At 72.6% G+C, this 14,834-nt stretch carries 17 protein-coding genes; 9 read left to right on the forward strand and 8 right to left on the reverse strand.

Going from position 1 to position 14,834, the window contains the following annotated elements:
• Nucleotides 1-100: 100 nt before the first annotated feature.
• The 5 genes from GCU67_RS20720 (at nucleotide 101) to GCU67_RS20745 (ending at nucleotide 3,857) form a co-directional block, all read left to right on the forward strand.
• Nucleotides 101-367: a metal-sensing transcriptional repressor gene (locus GCU67_RS20720; protein ID WP_163613350.1), complete on the forward strand. Its 267-nt coding sequence runs from the start codon at nucleotides 101-103 to the stop codon at nucleotides 365-367.
• Between the two features lie 63 nt (nucleotides 368-430).
• Entirely contained in the window at nucleotides 431-733 is a 303-nt protein-coding gene (locus GCU67_RS20725; protein WP_211661829.1) for a rhodanese-like domain-containing protein, read from the forward strand.
• A gap of 70 nt (nucleotides 734-803) precedes the next feature.
• Nucleotides 804-2,180, forward strand: coding sequence for an MBL fold metallo-hydrolase (locus GCU67_RS20730; protein WP_163613352.1), 1,377 nt, complete (start codon nucleotides 804-806; stop codon nucleotides 2,178-2,180).
• Between the two features lie 271 nt (nucleotides 2,181-2,451).
• Nucleotides 2,452-3,081, forward strand: a complete 630-nt coding sequence (locus GCU67_RS22615) for a rhodanese-like domain-containing protein (RefSeq protein ID WP_163613356.1) — start codon at nucleotides 2,452-2,454, stop codon at nucleotides 3,079-3,081.
• The gene (locus GCU67_RS20745) at nucleotides 3,078-3,857 is read left to right on the forward strand and encodes a sulfite exporter TauE/SafE family protein (protein WP_338105191.1); all 780 of its coding nucleotides are present in this window, start codon (nucleotides 3,078-3,080) and stop codon (nucleotides 3,855-3,857) included. Before GCU67_RS22615 ends, GCU67_RS20745 begins: the two co-directional genes overlap by 4 nt.
• A gap of 77 nt (nucleotides 3,858-3,934) precedes the next feature.
• On the opposite strand, the gene GCU67_RS20750 is transcribed toward GCU67_RS20745, so the two are convergent.
• Nucleotides 3,935-4,219, reverse strand: coding sequence for a hypothetical protein (locus GCU67_RS20750; RefSeq protein WP_163613358.1), 285 nt, complete (start codon nucleotides 4,217-4,219; stop codon nucleotides 3,935-3,937).
• Nucleotides 4,220-4,557: 338 nt separating this feature from the next.
• Nucleotides 4,558-4,887 (reverse strand): hypothetical protein, encoded by a 330-nt coding sequence (locus GCU67_RS20755; RefSeq protein ID WP_163613360.1) that lies wholly within the window; start codon nucleotides 4,885-4,887, stop codon nucleotides 4,558-4,560.
• A gap of 198 nt (nucleotides 4,888-5,085) precedes the next feature.
• Between GCU67_RS20755 and mobC the strand changes: the two genes are divergently transcribed.
• Genes mobC through GCU67_RS20770 form a run of 3 tightly spaced genes read left to right on the forward strand, consistent with a single transcriptional unit; the run spans nucleotide 5,086 to nucleotide 8,118 of the window.
• Nucleotides 5,086-5,526, forward strand: coding sequence for a plasmid mobilization relaxosome protein MobC (gene mobC, locus GCU67_RS20760; protein WP_163613361.1), 441 nt, complete (start codon nucleotides 5,086-5,088; stop codon nucleotides 5,524-5,526).
• A complete protein-coding gene (locus GCU67_RS20765; RefSeq protein ID WP_163613363.1) occupies nucleotides 5,523-7,163 on the forward strand; it encodes a relaxase/mobilization nuclease domain-containing protein in 1,641 nt (546 codons plus the stop codon). Before mobC ends, GCU67_RS20765 begins: the two co-directional genes overlap by 4 nt.
• 28 nt (nucleotides 7,164-7,191) lie before the next feature.
• A complete protein-coding gene (locus tag GCU67_RS20770; RefSeq protein WP_163613365.1) occupies nucleotides 7,192-8,118 on the forward strand; it encodes a hypothetical protein in 927 nt (308 codons plus the stop codon).
• A gap of 75 nt (nucleotides 8,119-8,193) precedes the next feature.
• Here the strand turns inward: GCU67_RS20770 and GCU67_RS20775 are convergent, their stop codons facing one another.
• The gene (locus GCU67_RS20775) at nucleotides 8,194-8,985 is read right to left on the reverse strand and encodes a hypothetical protein (RefSeq protein WP_163613366.1); all 792 of its coding nucleotides are present in this window, start codon (nucleotides 8,983-8,985) and stop codon (nucleotides 8,194-8,196) included.
• Nucleotides 8,986-9,224: 239 nt separating this feature from the next.
• Here GCU67_RS20775 and GCU67_RS20780 point away from each other — a divergent pair, with 239 nt between their 5' ends.
• Nucleotides 9,225-9,557, forward strand: a complete 333-nt coding sequence (locus tag GCU67_RS20780; protein ID WP_163613368.1) for a hypothetical protein — start codon at nucleotides 9,225-9,227, stop codon at nucleotides 9,555-9,557.
• An 87-nt stretch (nucleotides 9,558-9,644) separates the two neighbouring features.
• Here the strand turns inward: GCU67_RS20780 and GCU67_RS20785 are convergent, their stop codons facing one another.
• The 5 genes from GCU67_RS20785 to GCU67_RS20805 form a co-directional block, all read right to left on the reverse strand.
• Nucleotides 9,645-10,154 carry a hypothetical protein gene (locus GCU67_RS20785; protein ID WP_163613369.1) on the reverse strand — a complete coding sequence of 170 codons (510 nt, stop codon included), beginning with the start codon at nucleotides 10,152-10,154 and terminating at the stop codon, nucleotides 9,645-9,647.
• A gap of 218 nt (nucleotides 10,155-10,372) precedes the next feature.
• Entirely contained in the window at nucleotides 10,373-11,059 is a 687-nt protein-coding gene (locus GCU67_RS21500; protein WP_211661830.1) for a DUF4913 domain-containing protein, read from the reverse strand.
• On the reverse strand, nucleotides 11,056-12,849 hold the full coding sequence (locus GCU67_RS20795) for a TraM recognition domain-containing protein (RefSeq protein WP_163613371.1): 1,794 nt from the start codon (nucleotides 12,847-12,849) through the stop codon (nucleotides 11,056-11,058). Before GCU67_RS20795 ends, GCU67_RS21500 begins: the two co-directional genes overlap by 4 nt.
• Nucleotides 12,846-14,327 carry a hypothetical protein gene (locus GCU67_RS20800; RefSeq protein ID WP_211661831.1) on the reverse strand — a complete coding sequence of 494 codons (1,482 nt, stop codon included), beginning with the start codon at nucleotides 14,325-14,327 and terminating at the stop codon, nucleotides 12,846-12,848. Before GCU67_RS20800 ends, GCU67_RS20795 begins: the two co-directional genes overlap by 4 nt.
• Nucleotides 14,328-14,407: 80 nt before the next feature.
• On the reverse strand, nucleotides 14,408-14,834 hold a 427-nt coding region (locus GCU67_RS20805; protein ID WP_246215485.1), incomplete at its 5' end, for an SCO6880 family protein.

Genomic DNA, 14,834 nt, shown 5'->3' on the forward strand with positions numbered 1-14,834 from the left:
GAGGCCCAGAAACGGGCGATTTCGGTCAGTGTCAGGTCGTTGCCGAGCCCCTCCCGCTGCGCCGTTGCACATACCCCCGGGGGTATGTATCGTCATCGACGTGGACATCCCTCAGGGCGAGCTCGCCGACGTCGTGAAGCGCCTGAACCGCATCCAGGGCCAGATCGGCGGCATCGTCCGGATGATCGAGGACGGCCGCGACTGCGCCGCGGTGGTCACCCAGCTCTCAGCGGCGTCCAAGGCGCTGAACAAGGCCAGCTTCGCCGTGGTCGGCACTGGGATGCGGTACTGCTCGATCAACTCGGCGGAGGAGACCCGCGAGGTTGACCTCCGCGAGCTCGAGCGGCTGCTGCTGTCCCTGGCCTGACGCTCGCGCCCTTGGCTCAGGGCCCGTGTCCACGCCCCGACCGATGACCCGAAGGAGTACGCCATGACGTCCATCGCCCAGCTGACGCCGACCCAGGTCGCCGACCAGACCTCCGCCCGGGTGCTCGATGTGCGCGAGCCCGACGAGGTCGCTACCGGCGCGATCGCCGGGAGCATCAACATCCCCCTCGGGCAGCTCGCCGCCCGCCAGGACGAGCTGGACAGCGCCACCCCGATCATCACCGTGTGCCAGAGCGGGCGCCGCAGCCAGCAGGCCGCTGAGTTCCTCGCCGCTGGTGGTCACCAAGTCGGCAACCTCGCCGGCGGCATGAACGCCTGGATCGAGGACGGCAAGCCCGTCGCCTGAGCGGCCGGGCCTATCTCGCCGCAGTCTCACCTCTAGATACCCCTACCGGGTAGGGCATAAGGAGTTCGTCATGCAGATCGACATCATCGAGACCACCAGCCTGGGCGACCGCAGCTACCTGGTCAGCGACGCCGGCGTGGGTGTGGTCGTGGACCCCCAGCGCGACATCGACCGGGTCCAGGCGCTGGCAGCTGAGCGCGGCGTGGCGATCAGCCACGTGGTCGAAACCCACGTGCACAACGACTACGTCACCGGCGGCCTGGAGCTGGCCCGGGTGACCGGCGCTGCCTACGTCGTCCCCGCCGGGGACACCGTGTCCTACGACCGGGTGCCGGCCTCGGACGGGGACGTGCTGGTCGCCGGCCAGATGCGCCTGCAGGTGCTGCACACCCCCGGGCACACCCACCACCACGTCTCCTACGCACTCGCCGACGCCCAGGGCGCCGTACAGGCGGTCTTCACCGGCGGGTCGATGCTCTACGGCGCCACCGGGCGCACCGACCTGCTCGGCGCCGAGCACACCGACACCCTCACCCACGCCCAGTTCCACTCGGTCCGGCGCCTGGTCCAGGAGCTGCCGGCGGGCACCGCGGTGTTCCCCAGCCACGGCTTCGGCAGCTTCTGCGCCGCCACCCCGACCAGCGGCACGTCCTCCACCGTGGGGGAGCAGGCCAAGGTGAACCCGGCCCTCACCCAGGACGAGCAGGCCTTCGTCGACCAGCTCATCGCCGGCCTCGGCGCCTACCCGGCCTACTACGCGCACATGGGCCCGATCAACGCCGCCGGCCCCGACCCGGTGGACCTGTCCACCCCGCGAGCGGTCGACGCCGCCGAGCTGGCCACTCGCTTGGAGGCCGGTGAATGGGTGGTCGACCTGCGGGCCCGTACCGCCTTCGCCGCCGGCCACCTGCCCGGGGCGCTGAACTTCGAGCTCAGCAACAACTTCCTCACCTACCTGGGCTGGCTCTACGACTGGGACGCCCCGCTGACCCTCATCGGGGAGTCCGAGCAGCAGGTCGCCGACGCCCGCCGCGAGTTGGTCCGCATCGGCGTGGACCGCCTGGCCGGTGCCGCGGTGGGCAGCCCCGAGGAGCTGGCCGCCGGCCGGGAGCTGGGCTCCTACCCGGTGACGGACTTCGCCGGCCTGGCCGCACAGCTCGCCGACCACGACGACACCGTCGTCCTGGACGCCCGCCGCGACGACGAGCGCGCCGCCGGCGGGGTTCGGGGCTCGATCCACATCCCGATCCACGAACTGTCCGGGCGTATCGAGGAGGTCCCGGGCGGAGACGTGTGGGTCTACTGCGGCTCGGGCTACCGCGCTTCCATCGCGGCATCGATCCTGGCCCGCGCCGGCCGGCGCCCGGTGCTGGTCGACGGCGGCTACGGCGACCCCGACACCGGGTCTGCCGCCGTCGGGCTGCACACCGAGTCCGTCTCGGTCTGAGGCGCGACCTGCGATGTGTCGAGCCGTTACCTGCCGGACCTGCGGCCTGGCCACCTGGTCGGGCTGCGGTCAGCACGTCGACCGCGTCCTGGCCGGGGTTCCCTCCGCCCAGCGGTGCCCCGGGCATGACCCCGCACCCGCATCCGCACCCGCACCCACCGGCGGCGGCCGGCTACGCCGACTGCTGCACCGGTCCTGAACTCCCGGTCGCCATCGGCGCCCCCCACCCGGTGGCGACCGGGCCCCTCAACTAAGAAAGCGAACCCATCCGATGACCAGTCCTGTCCTGATCGCCCCCGACGCCATGGCTGCCCGGCTCACCGAGCCGGCCGCCCCCACGGTGATCGACGTCCGCACACCCGCGGAGTACGAGACCGCCCACGTGCCGGGCTCGCTCAACGTGCCGCTGCCCCTGGTGCAGGAGCACGCCCAGACCCTCGCCGCCGCCCTCGACGGGCCGGTCGTGCTGGTCTGCCAGGCCGGCAGCCGAGCCCGCACCGCCCACGACGCCCTCACCGCCGCCGGAGCCAAGCAGCTGGCCGTGCTCGAGGGCGGGATGAACGCCCACACCGCCGGTGGTCACCCCCTGCGCCGCGGCCGCCAGCGCTGGGCCCTGGAGCGCCAGGTCCGCCTGGTCGCCGGGAGCCTGGTCACAGCTAGCGTCCTGGCCTCCATCCGCTTCCCCAAGCTCCGCTTCCTGGCCGGCGGCGTCGGCACGGGCCTGACGGTGGCCGCGGTGACCGACACCTGCGCCATGGGAGCCGCACTCTCGGCCCTGCCCTACAACCGCGGGGACAAGCCGGTCCAGCTCGACGACGTCATGGCCGTCCTGCGTTCCTCCACCACCGGACCCGAGCGCGCCGCCGACACGAGCGCCGCGAGCGCCCCCACCGTCCCGTGATCGGCGCAGCGATCGGCCTCGGCCTGGTCATCGGCGCCCTCGTCGGACTCCTCGGCGGAGGCGGGTCGATCCTGGCCGTCCCAGCCCTGGTCTACGTCGTCGGCCAGCCGCTGCCCCAGGCCGTCGCCACGTCGCTGCTCGTCGTGGGCATCACCGCCGTGGTCGCCCTGCTGCCCCGACTGCGAGCCCGCCAGATCGCCTGGCGGATCGCACTGATCTTTGGGGCAGCCGGTGCGGCGACGGCATTCGCCGGCGCTGCGGTCAACCGGCTGCTGCCTGAGGACGTCGTGCTCGCGCTGTTCGCCGCCCTCATGATCGCCGCCGGCGTGCGGATGCTGCAGGACAAGCCCAACACTGGTGCTGCGTGCGCGACCGACCACGGCACCGTCAACTGGCGCCGCTGCCTACCTCGCACAATCGCCGGCGGGCTGGTCGTCGGGTTCCTCACCGGCCTGCTCGGCGTCGGCGGCGGATTCCTGATCATTCCGGTGCTGGTGATCGTGCTGGGTCTGCCGATGGCCACCGCGATCGGGACCTCCCTGGTCATCGTGGCCGTCAACTCCGCTGCCGGCTTCGCCGCCCACGCCGGCGACGTGCCCATTGACGTCCCCGTGACGGCTGGCTTCACCGCAGCCGCAGTCGTCGCCGCCCTCATCGCTGGGCGCCTCGGGGCCGGGCTGGATACCAGTCGACTCAAGCGCTGGTTCGCCTGGCTCGTCTTCGCCGTAGCCGCCCTGGTGCTCGTCCAAGTCGGCATCAGCGTCGCTACTGGCTGACCGACTCCGGGACGCCCCCTCGGCCAGCAGGATCAAGGGTGCCGTGCCGCACGGCAACGCGATGGGGCGCCGCTCCCTCACCCTGTCGGGGCGTCCCCGGCGGCACGCTCGATGTTCCAGGCCGGCGTCCACCGGCCGACGGCGAACCCGAAGCCGGGTGCGATCACGCGGTGGTACTCGACGCAGCCGAGCCACCCATCGCCGCGCTCCTCGCTCTGCTGCCAGCCGTGCAACAGCGCGGATAAGTGCCACTCCCCGTTCCACCGGACCCGCACCGGCATCGGAGGGTCCAGCCTCCGCTCGGCGTCCTCGAGGGCCAAAGCGAGGTCGTCGGAGGAGGTGACGAGGAGGTCCTCAGGCACCGGAAGACGCCGGGGTGGTGGACCGGCAGGGCGCGCTGACACCACCCCACTATCCGACTTCCACCGCCGGGCCTCGGCAGCACCACTGCGGTCTCCGGCGGCCAACCACCCCCCGCCCCCTCCTGGCAAGAAGAAGTCAGCGGGTGCATGAGGCCGTGGAGGTCAAGGTGGAGCGCCCGGAGCGCAGCGAGGACGTACGACCTTGACCGGAGCGGACGCGCCCGCAGGCTCGGATTGCCGGGAGGGAGCGGAGCTCCCGCAGCGCCGGCGTAGCCGGCTCAACCGCGCGGAGCGCGCCGGTGCTGACCGCAGGTCAGCGCCCTTGGGCAGACCGACGGTTAGGCCGTCTCCTGCTGCCCGTTGGTGGTGGCGGCGCCGTCGGCCGCGCCCCCGGCGCCACTGGTCTGCTTGCGGTTCCGGCGAGGTCGACCCGGCAGTCGCCGCTCGGGGGCCTCGAAGCCGACGGCCTTGAGATCAGCCTCGCTCCAGCCGGCACGCAGCGCCTCCGCGTAAGCCTGTGCGTCGGCGACCTCGGCCTCGTCGATCACCCGGCGGGCGTCGGCGAGTGCGGCACGGCGGTCGGCCAGTGAGCGGATGGATCCGAAGCGCGGGTCGAGCAGTTGGCGGGCACGTTCCACGGCCTCGTCGGCACCAAGGTCAGCAGGCATTCCACGACCCTAGCCGCGGGTATTTCCGTTCTCTACCCGCGCAGTGCGCGGAAACCCGGTCAGGTGGGGTAGGAGAGCAAGCTAGGCGTTTAGGTCCCCTAAACGCGATCCCGGCTGGACAGCCGGGCCGAGACGTCGGCACACTGGCCTCCTGGTTCCCCCTGGCGGGGGATCGCTGCGCTGGCGAAAGGACCGGTCATGAGCGAGTCACCCGTGACGTTGCGCGACGCGATGCGTCGTCGCCGGGCCAACGTCGCCGGGGGCCGGCGCGGTGACCACCGGGTCAAGACCAGCCCGGAGGAGGAGGCGGTCCTGCTCCGGCTGGCTGCTGAGCAGGGAGTGACGGTGCCCCGCCTGCTGGTGGAGTCCGCGATGGCGGGTGACCGGGCGACAGCCGCCGAGCGGCGGGACGGCATCGTGGAGCTGTTTGCCATCCGGCGGCTGCTGGCCGGGGTGAGCAACAACGTGAACCAGGTCGCCAAGAAGGCCAACGCCGCATCGGACTTTCCGGCCGAGGCTGCTGCGGTGCTGGACGCCGTGCGCCGGCTGGTGCCGCGCATCTCGGCGGCTGCCGAAGCACTGGCCGAGCCAGCCCGGGGACGCGACGCGGGAGCCGGCGGACGGGGGACCGGCCGATGATGCCCAACATCACGCGCGGGTCAGACTTCGGCGGCCTCATGCGCTACCTGGCCGGTCCCGGGCGGCACAACGAGCACACCGAGCCGCACCTGATCACGGGTGACCCCGCGATCATGGCGTGGCACGACGACGCCGAGTTGGACCGCGACGCAGCCAACGCGATCGGGCGTGCGCTGGACGAGCCCCGGCGGCTGCTGGGCACGACGATCCCCGACGGGCCGGTCTGGCACGTCTCCCTGGCCGTGCGTGCCGAGGAGGGCCAGCTGGGGGATGAGAAGTGGGCTGCGATCTCGCAGGACTTCGTCACCGGTATGGGGTTCATCGGTGGCGCTGGAATCGACGAGAACGGCGACCCGACCGGGCGCGCTGACTGCCGGTGGGTGGCCGTCCATCACGGGCAGTCGACGGCCGGTAACGACCACGTTCACATCGTGGTCAGCCTGGTCCGCGACGACGGCACCAAGGCCGACGTCTGGCGGGATTGGAAGCGCGCGCAGAAGCTCGCCGGGGAGCTGGAGCGCAAGCACGGCCTGGAGGTACTGGAGTCCCGCGGAGCCCAGCGAGGGGACCGCGGCGTCAAGCCCGCCGAGCTGGCCAAGGCCGAGCGCCTGGCCCGCCCGGAGCCTGAGCGGGTCACCGTCGCCCGCGCCGTCCGAGGTGCGGCGACGGCCTCGCAGGACGAAGCCGAGTTCGTCCGCCGGGTCCGCGGCGGCGGCATGATCATCCGCCCCCGGTACGCCGCAGGGGACCAGTCGGTCATCGTCGGATACTCCGTCGCCCAGCGGCCGGCCGGCGGTGAACGCCCCATCTGGTTCGGCGGCGGAACCCTGGCCCGCGACCTCGCCCTCCCACGACTGCGGCAGGGCTGGACCGACACCCCCCAGGCGGCCCAGGCCGCCGCCGCAGAGTGGACGGCAGCTAAGCGCGGGCGGCGGCCGGTGGCACCAGGCCGCGAGGCCCGCGAGGTCGACCCCGCGCTGTGGGAGCAGTGCACGGCAGAGGTCCACGAGCTGCGCCAGTGGCTCGCCAACGTGCCGGCGACAGACCACGCGACGTGGGCGCGGGTCGCCACCGAGACGTCGGGTGCGTTCGCGGCCTGGTCGGCGCGCGTGGAGACCACGCCGGGGCCGCTGGCGGCCACCGCCGACGCCCTCGCCCGGTCAGCACAGGTGCAGTCGCACCGGGCCCCGAAGCCGTCGAAGACCGGCCCGTCGGCACGGTCGGCGGCGATGGTGCTGTCCTCGGTCGCCCACGGCGGACAGGGCACCGTCGCCCAGGCGGTCCTGCTGCGCCAGCTGGCCAACACCGCTCGCGCACTGCACGACGCGCACCTGGCCGTCGGGGAGGCCAAGAGGGCCGCGCAGATCGCCGAGGCCATGCGGCACCGGCTGGAGTCGGTGCGGGCGGCGATGCCGCCGGTGCCGGACCGGGCACCGGCAATGGCTGGCGCGGCGGCGGCCGAACCCGAGCGGGTCAACAGCATGGGGCAGCGCCCCCTGCGTGCAAGCGACCTCGCCCAGCGGCCGGGATCGCCAGTCCCGAACAGGCTGGAGCCGGCCCGCCGGCCTCAGGGAGCCGAGCACGGTTTGAGTAGCGGGGTCGGGCCAGACCGACACCGGCCCGACGTCGAACGATGAACCGGCGAGAGCCCAGGAGGATCAGGTCATGAGCGAGCCCGACGGCGCCGACGAGATCGTTGGCGGAGGTCTGCGACTGGCGGCCACGGCCGCCGCACTGGTGGGTCAGCGGATCGCCGAAGCCCGCGCTGAGGCAGCACGGCAGGCGGCGGAGGCCGACGCGCAGCAGGCGCGCCAGATGGGCACCCGGCTGACCGCCGAGCGCAACGCAGCGCGCGCGCAGTACGGCGTGGTCGACCGCGACGACTGGTGGCGCACCGCCGGGGCAAGCGACGTCGCCGACGTCTGGCAGACCGCGCAGTCCTGGCGTGACCTCGACCCCGAGGCCAACCGCGCACTGGACCGGATTCGCACCCAGGTGCGGGACCGGTACGGGGTCGACCTCGACGACGGCGGCGAAGTCGACCGGGACGCCCTCGAGCGCGCCGTCACCGAGCGCCAGGCCGCAGCAGTCGAGCGCCGACGGGCACAGCAGGCCGGGGAGACGCTGGAGGCCGCCGTCGCGCTGGCCACCAACGAGCCCAACGTCGCCGCCGTCCTCGACCAGAACGTGCGACGTGCCGGGCTGGCCACCGAGCTCGCCGAGCTGGAGAAGCCGATCGACCTGGCCGCCCAGGTCGTCGCCGGGCTGCGCCAAGGCGGGGAGCGGGACGTCACCGTGGCCCAGGCCGAGGTCAACCGCGCCACCGCGGCCGCCGGCAGCTACGAGTCGGCCGAGGCCCGGCTGCTCGCCGAGGCCGCGCAGGGCGGCGGCGCCGTGGGCACCGAAGAGTCTGCGCGCCGCGCCCAGCTGACGCAGGCGATGGGCACCACAGCCCCGGCCGCCCGGACCACCGCCGACCAGCTCAACGCCAAGCCGGTCACCGCCGCCCCAGCCGCAGGTAAGGCCGCGCTGCGCGCACCCAAGGCGCGGAAGTCCCCGGACCGCACTGCCGAGCGCTCGCGGGGACGCTGACCGCTTCTTCGCTGTCGACAGAGGGCAGAGCTGGATGGGCGCGGTCGTCCCGCTGCCATGCGTCGGCGTGGTCGCTTACTCGACGAAAGTTGTCTTGAACGTCCCCTGGAAGCCGTCGATCAACCACGGGAGATCCGCCGGGCCCGTGGGTACCAGCCGGTAGGTGATCTCTTTTTCCGCGTGCAGCACGGTCGGCTGCCCGTCACGGGTGATACGGAGGTCGGCCTCGACGGCGAAGGACATGACGAGCTGGGCGGCACCATCCGGACCGGTGCCCGAGGACAGCGATGCTGGACCAGCCTTCTTGTTCGTGACCAAGCCAGGCTCGGCCGTCACGGCGATCCCCTCACCCTCGAAGTCGTAGAAGGTGACCGAGTTGACGTTCTTCAAAGCCTCTTCGTCGCCGTTCAGTGCTGCGGTGACCTGCTCGTCCCACAGCTTCTGAACGGTGGGCGTCATGTATCGCTTGACGGAGGAGAACTCGTTTAGCTGACGCGGGGTGCCGTCCCTCCTCGGGACGAGCAAGGATGTGATGAACGAGGACTCGTCGAGCGTGAAGGTGACCATCTCGCAGTAGGCCGCCTCGACGTTGGCGGCGCCGAACTGGTCGGCGGTCGGGCCAGTCGCCGGTGCCTGGTCGACGCAGTAGTCCACCGTGCCGTCTGCACGAGTCGAAGCCGTGGGCAGACCTGAGGACGGGATCGCCGGCGCGCCTGTAGTGGTGGACGCCGGCGCTGCGCTCGAGGTCGGCGCTGCGCTTGATGCTGGCGCTGCGCCCACGGTTGCGTCGCTCTGACCGCTGCAGCCGGACAGCAGGACAGTGGCGGTGAGGAGCAGCCCGGTGGTGGGCCCGTTGATCTTCATCACCGAGGATCATCGGCATTTCCTGTGCGCAGCTCAAGCCAGCTCGGGTGTCCCCCTAGGAGTAGGCGCGGAAGTCCCCGGACCGCACCGTCGAGCGCTCCTGGGGGCGCTGACTGCGCGGTGTGCAGCCGGTGGGTGTTGTCACCCGATCGGGTGCTCATGCGCGCCAGCCAGGCGCTCAAGCTCATTAACTAGTTACAGTGCTTGATGACCGCAGGGCCAGACGAGTAGAGGAGCGAAACGTGCTTCAGATCCAGCTGGGCAAGGAGCGGAAGGCCAAGTCGAACGACCCGATGGGCAGGACGCGGGTGGGCCACTGGGCGGGGCAGACCGTGCAGGAGGCGTGGGAAGCCGGGCGAGGGGTGTGGAAGTTGAAGCCGCAGAACGCCCTCGCCGAGAGCGAGATCCGCATCGTGAACACGTCGGGCGACACCCTGGCGATCGGCACGATCACCGGCGTGACGAAGGCTGACGACCGCTTCATCGTCGAGGGCAAGCTGCTCTCGAGCGACCCCCGCATCGGGCAGAAGACCCCGACGCCGCACCCCTCGCGCAACTCGGTGCACTACTGCTGAGTCGGACACGCCGCGACTGGCCCCCTCCCGAGATCGGGAGGGGGCCAGTCGCGTTTTGCCCCTCAGAGGGGCGGAGGGCAGGCGCCGTCAGGACGCGCAGGGCTCACCCGAGGACGCGATGTTGTGAACTCGCCAGCCGAAATCGTGGTGGACGACGTCCAGGCGCGCGGTGGTCCGGTCGAGCCGGTCGGCCGGGACGACGGACTCGCCGTCGCTGTCCTCGACGTCGGTGGCGCTGACGTCGAGGCAGGTGTCCAGGACGACGGTCGGGTACCGGCTGGGAGGAGCGTTGGTCAGGTCGATGCTGACGGTGTTCACGTCGACGACCCGTGCGCTGCCGGTCTGCACGAGGCCACGGCCTTTCCTGCTGACGGCTGCGCGCACCGAGGCCAGGTAGGCGTCGCCGGTGGCCACGTCCTGCAGGGTGTCCGGGTCGGCGCTGGGGTCGCTGTTGATGCGGTCGACGGCGACGTAGTAGTCGGTGACCGCCTCGGTGGCCTCGGCGAGTGCCTGCTTCTCCGCGCTGGGCAGCTCAACCGACGTCGGCGCGGCCGCCGCGGTGCTCGTGCCGGAGCCAGCGGTGGGTGCCGCGGGCACGCCGGCGCTGGTGCTGCTGCTCGGGTCCGGCGGTAGGGGCCCGAGCGCGGGCCCCGGCTCGGTGCAGCCGCTCAGGAGGAGCGCCAAGGCCGCCAGCCCGACAACGGCAGGCAGGCGGTGGGTCACGCGGGTGCTCATGGGGTGGGCTCCAGGGCCGAGGGTTGCGGGGCCGGCGTACGACGACGGCCGGCCTTCGGGCTTGTTGACGGGCCGTTCCGTCACGGGCCGGAATGCTCCTCGGGCCACCATTCCGCGGGCGGGTCGTCCAGCGGCAAGGGCTTGAGCGGTTCGATGGAGTGGCCTCGGGTGGCCGTGCAGCCCCGGAACGGGCCGTGCGGCTGCATCAGCTGGGCCATGTGGACGTCGGCGTGGTCGCGGAACCACACCGAGATCCCGGTCGCGGGGTCCTGGCGTAGCGCTTCCAGCGCCCGCCACATCGCCTCCAGGCGCGCGATCGCCTCCGGGTGCTCCCACCACTTCGGGCACCACACCCGCTCGGAGGAGTCGAACACCTCCCGGCGGTACAGGTCGGCCAGGTAGGCCACGAACGCCGGCAGCGTAGGGAACTGCAGCGGCGGCGCCTCGGCCTCAGCCGGGACGGCGGCCTGGTCGGCCCGGTCGGCCTCGGCGACCTTCTGCCGCGCGCGGACCACGCCGTCTCGCGCGGCCTGGTGGTGGCGCTCGGCTGATGCCAGCTTCTGCTCGGCGGCGACGATCTTGCTGGGCGTGACGCTGTCCTGCTGCTGCAGCTCGGCCAGCTGGGCGGCCGCGACCTTGACGGTGCCGGCGGCGTCCTCCTCGCGCAGCACCGCGGCCGCGATCCGCTCGTCGACCGGCACGGCCGCGGCCGCCTCGGCGACCGGCTCGGCGGCCCACTCGTCGTCGTCGAGGTGGGCGCTGGTCATCGACGCCCCAGGCGCGCACCGATCGCACCGGCCGGTGCGACGTCGTGCTCGGCGAGAGTGACCTCAGCAGCCGGGTCGTGAGCCTTGATCGAGGCTCGGACGGTATCGGCGTAATCGGTGGAGTACCAAGGCCGGGGCTCGACGAGCACCGGCCGGACACCGGAGGGGAAGACGATGACCCGACCTCGGCGCAGCGCGCCGAGGTCGGAGACGTCGAGAACCTCTTCGTGGCCCTCGGAGTAGTTGACCGACCGGCCTGACCGGCTGGTGGTCGCCGACGTCGTCTGCGGCCGGTAGTGCCCGATCAGGGTCGACAGCTCGCGGAGGAAGTCCACTTCCGAGGCGCCACCGCCGTAGACGCGGACGCTGGCCGCGGACCACAGCTTGGCCATGCCGCGCGGCCCCCACACCTCCACGCCTTGGGACCAGGACTGCAGGATCGCCAGCAGGTAGATGCCGCGGCCGCCGAAGTGGCTGTAGAGGTTGGGCAGGTCGGGCCAGCGGCAGACGTTGGCGACCTCGTCCAGGACGACGGTCATGGGGCTGGCCAGCCGACCGCCCGGGGAGCGGCTGGCCCGGTGCTCGGCGGCCTCGCACACCGCGGCGGTGAGTGCGGTGGTGAGCGCCGACAGCGACCCGCGGCCCTCGCGGGAGACCAGGAGCAGGGTGCCCGCGGCGCCGGCGAAGGCTTCGGCGTCGAACTGCTCCCGGCCGGGCGCCCGGCCGGCGGTGATCCACTCCAGCGCCCCGGTGTTGGTCAGGAAGGACACGCGCCGCTTGGCCGCGCCGTAGACGCCTTGCCGCTGCTTGTCCGGTGCGTTGACGACGCTGCGGACGGCGGCGGCGGACATGGGGTAGCCGGCGGTGTCCAGGAGCCGGGCGGGGTCGGCGTTGGAAGGCTCGGTGACCCACAGGTAGACCTGGCTGATCGGCATGCCGTTGGCCGCAGCGGCGTGCAGCAGGTGGCCGACGAGCTCGGTTCCCTCGGGGTCGAAGAAGGCGTCTTCCTTGGCGTCCGGGGGGATCGCGGAGGCGGCGAAGATGCCGGCGAGCGCCTGCGCCTTCACCTCCGGGCCGGCGGGCCCGGAGGTGATGTAGGACAGCGGGTTCCACCACCAGGTCGGCGGCTCGCCGATGATCTGCTGCGGGTCGAAGACGTGTACCCGGCCCAGGGCCTCGCGGGGGTCGCGGACGGCGTCGATGAGGTCGCGGCGGTTGCTGGTGGCCAGCACCGCGCCGGTCGCCTCGAGGATCACTGGAACGGCCCGGGAGGTCGTCTTGCCGGTGCGCGGGCCCCAGATGTTGACCTCGGTGGACTCGTAGTCGGCCAGCAGCTCCCGTCGGCCGATGACCGAGTGCCCCAGGAACACACCGACGCTGCCGCGGACCCCGAGGCGCCTGGCCTCCTTGGTGACCTGCGGCCGGCTGAGGCGGTCGAGGTCCCGGCCGGTGCCCATGTGGCGGGCGGCGCGGTCGACGTCGCGGTTGGGCTTGCGCCGCCGCAGGATCAGCGCGGCGACCACGCCGACTCCGATCAGCAGCAGCAGGGCCAGGACGCCGGAGCAGACCAGCGCGGTCGTGGAGAACACCACTTCGCCCTTGACGACGTGGATGGGCAGCACCAGGGGGTTCTCGGTGGGCAGCTGCAGCTGCTCCCCGGTGAGCATGGCGCCCAGCTGCAGGCCGGCGTACATGATCAAGCCCACCAGGGCGGCGAACGCGATACCGCCCAGCAGGGCGAACCCGCTGAGGTCCTGGCGGCCGCCGCGGCGGCGCTCGGTGGAGCTCACGAGACGCCTTCGGCGGCCTCGACGGCGTCCAGGACGTCGTCGACCGGAGGCAGGTCGGAGACCTTCCCGGTGCGCGAGATCGTGTGCCACAGCTTGTTGGTGTCGTTCATCGTGGCCTCGACGCTGGTGAGCTTGACCTGCACCGGGATGCCCGGGCGGCCGCCGACCTTGACCAGGAACTTGCCCCGGCCGGGGGGCTCGGACTCGTGGCCACCGTCGGGGTCCCACGCCGGCGGGTCGGTCCAGGAGGTCAGCATCTCCTCCTCGGCACGCGACACCGAGACCGCGGAGCGCAGCATCTCCATCTCCGCCGCCGGGAGGCCGCCGCAGACGACCATGCCGGAGCGCTCGACCAGTCCGCGCGCCTTCATCCGGTCCTCGGGCGAGGGGAGCGCGAGCAGGTCGCTCATCGTGTGGCTGATCATCGCCTGGCCCACACCCCACTTCCGGTTGAGCCGGGTCAGGGTGTCCACCCGGTCGACCAGGCCCCGGCCGGCGCGCAGCGCCCGCCACAGCTCGTCGAGCACCACGAAGTAGTGCCGGCGCGGCTCGAGGCCGGCGTCGGCGAGGCGGTTGGAGACGTTGATCGCGCCGAAGCCGGTCGACCAGGACGCCAGGAGTGCGGCGGCCTGCAGGTCCATCTGCCCGTCGTCGATGGAGGAGACGTCGAAGACCACGGGCCGGTCACGGCGCATCGGGGCGGTGGTCTGACGCGTGAAGATCCCTCCGAAACGACCGCCGTGGGTCATGCCGGCGAGGCTGGCCTCCAGGCCCTCGGTGAGCTCCCGGTACCGGTCGTCGTTGCCGTGGTCGATGGCCACCATGCGGACGTCGGCCGGGGCGTCCCGGATGACCTGCAGCAGGTCCGCGAGGACCGGGGTGCCGTCGTGACGCTCGTCGAGGACGGCCAGCGCCCGGTCCAGGATCGACTCCTCCCGGTCCGAGGGCGGGGACTTCCGCAGGATGGTGACCAGGGAGGACACCATCGTGGCCCGGACCTCGTGGGCGTCGGCGAGCAGCGCCCCCCGGGCGCCGCCGGTCAGGCGAGCGGCGGCGGCCTTGGCCTCGGAGGAGTCCAGGACGTTGAGCGACCCACGGCCGGGACCGAGGCGGAGCACCTGCCCGCCCAGGGCCTCGATCAGGTCGACGTAGTCCGGGCGCAGGTCGCCCAGCACCATCGGCTGCACGCCGTAGCCGGCCAGCCCCAGCGCCATGCGGCGCACGATCGTCGACTTCCCCAGACCAGGGCGGCCGAGGACGAACATCGACGGCTGGCTGATCAGGTTGCCCCGCTGGAACCACGACACGGGGTCGCAGCACAGCGTGGACCCGCTGACCATGTTGCGGCCGATGGGGACACCGACCATCGGGGAGCCGGTGCCGGCGGCGAAGGGCCACAGGCCGCACACCTGCACGGTCGTGCCGCGCCACTCATCGGCGGCCTGCACGTAGCCGGCCGGTCCGCGGCCGCGGCCCACCCAACCGCGAGGACCTGGTCGAGGGCCCGGTCGCGGAGCGGCCGGGGCGGTGCTCGTCGTCTTGGACTTGGTCCGACCGATCACAGCGACTCCCGGATCTCAGCCGGCACCCGCAGGTGCCGGGGCAGCACGAGGCCGATGGGCAGTGCGGCGGCGAACGCCGACCCCTGCGAGCCGTAGACCGGGCGCAGCAGCACCCGGGCAGCCGCAGACAGGTTGTCGATCGCCGCGCGGGCGTCGGGCAGCCGGTCGGAGCTGGTCACCGTGGCGGTGACGACCATCCCGAAGTTGACCAGCCCCGCGCCCCGGGCCTCCTCCTCGGCGGCCTGGTGGGCGGCGCGCTGGTCGATCTGCGCGCGCGCCGAGGGGCGGGCACTGGCGGTGGCCCGAAAGTCAGCCGCGCGGCGGTCCTGCTCGACGATGTGCGCGGCACGAGCCGCCGACAGGGGCCGGTAGAGCAGCGTGACCCGCTTGCGGTCGACGTCGCGGTGCGGGGCCAGCAGGTCC

Origin of the sequence: Modestobacter muralis (assembly GCF_010682105.1) — a bacterium.
In the GTDB taxonomy this organism is placed as follows: Bacteria; Actinomycetota; Actinomycetes; order Mycobacteriales; family Geodermatophilaceae; genus Modestobacter; species Modestobacter muralis.

Excerpts from the sequence above, each read along its gene's own strand:
- GCU67_RS21500 (WP_211661830.1), bottom strand. The coding sequence starts at position 11,059 with ATGACCAGCGCCCACCTCGACGACGACGAGTGGGCCGCCGAGCCGGTC.
- GCU67_RS20725 (WP_211661829.1), top strand. The coding sequence starts at position 431 with ATGACGTCCATCGCCCAGCTGACGCCGACCCAGGTCGCCGACCAGACC.
- GCU67_RS20765 (WP_163613363.1), top strand. The coding sequence starts at position 5,523 with ATGATGCCCAACATCACGCGCGGGTCAGACTTCGGCGGCCTCATGCGC.
- GCU67_RS20730 (WP_163613352.1), top strand. The coding sequence starts at position 804 with ATGCAGATCGACATCATCGAGACCACCAGCCTGGGCGACCGCAGCTAC.
- GCU67_RS20770 (WP_163613365.1), top strand. The coding sequence starts at position 7,192 with ATGAGCGAGCCCGACGGCGCCGACGAGATCGTTGGCGGAGGTCTGCGA.
- mobC (WP_163613361.1), top strand. The coding sequence starts at position 5,086 with ATGAGCGAGTCACCCGTGACGTTGCGCGACGCGATGCGTCGTCGCCGG.
- GCU67_RS20755 (WP_163613360.1), bottom strand. The coding sequence starts at position 4,887 with ATGCCTGCTGACCTTGGTGCCGACGAGGCCGTGGAACGTGCCCGCCAA.
- GCU67_RS22615 (WP_163613356.1), top strand. The coding sequence starts at position 2,452 with ATGACCAGTCCTGTCCTGATCGCCCCCGACGCCATGGCTGCCCGGCTC.